The following is a 644-nucleotide window of genomic DNA, read 5'->3' as shown; positions in this document are numbered from 1 at the left end:
CTTGGCCGGTTCATCCTCCTCGTCGGCAAAGCCCGCGGCCTCGACCTGCTCGGCCTCCTCCAGCCCGAGCAGGAGTTGATCCTCAGGCAGGCTCTCGGCGCGGCGGCCGAAGCGGTGGCGCTGCATCGCCAGGATGATCTGGCGCAGCCGCTCGTTCTCGGCGCGCTCCTCGGCGAGCAGCGCCTTGAGCGTCTCGGGATCGTCTGACGAGGGCGAAGCAGGCGCGGGCACGAAACAGATTAGAGCAGATCTGTCAGTGACTTACCATCGCGATGAAGACCGTCCGTCAGTCTTTTTGCTCAGCCGGCAACCGCCGGCACGCCCACGGGACGCGCCGCATGAACGCGCTTCCAGTCCAAGCCTTCGACGAGCGCGGCAAGCTGCGCCGCGCTCAGCCGGACCACGCCGTCCTCGATCTTCGGCCAACAGAACTGACCAGCCTCCAGACGCTTGGTCGCGAGGACCAGCCCGCTTCCATCCCAGACCAGCAGCTTCACCCGATCGGCCCGCTTCGAGCGGAACACGTAGACCGTACCGGAGAACGGATCTCCACCCATCGCGTCCCGGACCAGAGCGGCCAGCCCGTCCATGCCCTTGCGGAAGTCCACGGGCCGGGTGGCCAGCATCACGCGCACCGCGCCGGA

2 protein-coding genes are annotated in these 644 nt (G+C 67.7%); both read right to left on the bottom strand.

The window, feature by feature from the left end:
* Positions 1-231 (bottom strand): IS66 family transposase (locus tag MFF58_RS31910; protein ID WP_238294339.1); only part of this gene is annotated, 231 nt, incomplete at its 3' end.
* 68 nt (positions 232-299) lie between these two features.
* Positions 300-635: an IS66 family insertion sequence element accessory protein TnpB gene (gene tnpB, locus MFF58_RS31905; RefSeq protein WP_238294341.1), complete on the bottom strand. Its 336-nt coding sequence runs from the start codon at positions 633-635 to the stop codon at positions 300-302.
* Positions 636-644: the final 9 nt, after the last annotated feature.

The sequence above is a fragment of the Methylobacterium longum genome (genome assembly GCF_022179385.1).
Lineage (GTDB): Bacteria > Pseudomonadota > Alphaproteobacteria > Rhizobiales > Beijerinckiaceae > Methylobacterium > Methylobacterium longum.
Note: the sequence above shows the minus strand (reverse complement) of the source record. Positions and strands in the feature narration are given on the sequence as shown.